Source organism: Phocaeicola coprocola DSM 17136, assembly GCF_000154845.1.
GTDB lineage: Bacteria > Bacteroidota > Bacteroidia > Bacteroidales > Bacteroidaceae > Phocaeicola > Phocaeicola coprocola.
The window spans coordinates 2,793-4,590 of the sequence record NZ_DS981445.1; the positions used below are offsets into that span (position 1 = coordinate 2,793).

Here is a 1,798-nt window from a genome sequence, read left to right on the forward strand (position 1 = left end):
TAATATCCAAAGTCCCATAAACAGACTTACTTATCGGCTTCGTCAAATATGCACAAACAGAGTACTCCATACTTCTCATTTATATGTCATCAGTGTACATGTCGTATGGATAGTAGGGCAACCCTTTCAGGCTGCTATCATCCAGCCCCAAGACTTGACCAATGCACCGCTTTCAAAACACAATAACCGTCATGGTTGATACCATATTTATGGTCGTCATGCCAAGATAAATCAGAATGTCCTCGATACCATTCTTTTTTGAGGTATTTTTCCAATCGTTTCACCGCTTCTGCTTTGTCTTGCTCAGCCAACTCTGTAACAGTGATAGCAATTCGATAGGGTGACGGATATAATACTTGGTTTGTTGTCCTTTCCCAATCAGGAAATCTGTATCTAATCAATGTATCATAAATATAGTCTTTAGCTTCTCTGTCTTTTATCAGTTGCACCAGACCATGTATAAGGTCGTCTTCGTAATCCAACATAATGCCTATTGACAGAAGCCACAACATTTCAATATAAAATCCGTTGTCCGTCCAAAATCTCGGCATTGTTTTGAGGGCTTTCACATAATTGTTTTTCAGCTTATCAATATCCTGTCCCATAGAATACTGTACTAATAAATAACGAAGCCTATAATTGAACAAAGAATCGTAACCTATATGTTTTCCTGAAAGATGCATTTGTTCATAATAACTAATATCTTCATCATACATTTTCAGTTGCTTCAAATACTGTTCTTCTGTAAAAAGTTTATCTCTTGTTTCCATTATGGTACACTGCTTTTTGATGTTAATGGGTTGCAGCTTGCCGCCGTTAGGCGGAACAGGTGCTTGTTATTGCTATATTTCATTCACTATATCATTCATCTTTTTGCTGCAAATATCAACACAATGCTTGTATGAATTAATATCAAATGCGTACTTATATTTAGCCAATTTATTCAAAATCAAATCTCCATTTTTAATCATCAAACTTGTTATTGTAAAAATGAAATAGTTTAAATCTTTTTCCTTATTCCCAGTCCATTGTGTCCTGTCAATGCAAAAACTAACCACATATTCTTTTTTAACATTGTAATATCTTGGTTGATATATTCCTGTTCCGTTATAATAGGATGAAATATCACCATCAAAAAATAATGTTACCTTAAACATGGTAACAGCTTCATTTTCAAATGAAGTAAATGTATCTTTTATAATTTTCCTCATATTGGCGCACAAAGGGACTTAAGGCTTTAGATGCATTAAGTTCTCCACCATATACTATATTTAATGTAAATTCCATACTTCCTTAATTAAGTTAGCAATAATGGTTTGACAAGGAGCTGCGTTCAGCAGCTAACTTGGCTGGTTACCAATTATTATTTAGAGGGAATCAGATAACCATTTTGCTCAATACAGAATATGTTTTATTAGAGTCTAAAAGCCATTTGCCTTTTGAATACAAGAATATATATTGCTTCTTTTGTCGTAAAGGCACTTCCCTATATGTGTGAACAGCAATTATATTTTTCCCTTCTTATGCAATATCGGTAATTTTATTTTCATTAACATCATATTCATACGACCCTTCATTGCCATAAGATATAGTAGTAGGTCTGCCATACTTGCGTTCTCGAGAAGTGCAGTAAGTCAAAAAGATTTTTGATACCAATTCTTTTAGCTTGTTAAAATGTTCTTCAAATGAAAGTAGACTCCCAGGGCAATATCATTACACATTACTTCCCACTTGACATATTCTGCATGAATGAAGCAATAAATTCTGTATAGTTATCTGAATCCACCACAGTGCGAGC

Annotated in this window: 2 protein-coding genes and 1 pseudogene; all 3 read right to left on the reverse strand. The window is 34.1% G+C overall.

What is annotated here, in order from left to right; all coding sequences use genetic code 11:
• Positions 1–79: 79 nt before the first annotated feature.
• Positions 80–770, reverse strand: a pseudogene (locus tag BACCOP_RS02540) (PoNe immunity protein domain-containing protein).
• Positions 771–842: 72 nt separating this feature from the next.
• Complete coding sequence (locus tag BACCOP_RS02545) at positions 843–1,211, reverse strand: Imm12 family immunity protein (protein ID WP_007565894.1); 369 nt, start codon at positions 1,209–1,211, stop codon at positions 843–845.
• Positions 1,212–1,521: 310 nt separating this feature from the next.
• Positions 1,522–1,656 carry an NTF2 fold immunity protein gene (locus tag BACCOP_RS20905; RefSeq protein ID WP_317618169.1) on the reverse strand — a complete coding sequence of 45 codons (135 nt, stop codon included), beginning with the start codon at positions 1,654–1,656 and terminating at the stop codon, positions 1,522–1,524.
• Positions 1,657–1,798: the final 142 nt, after the last annotated feature.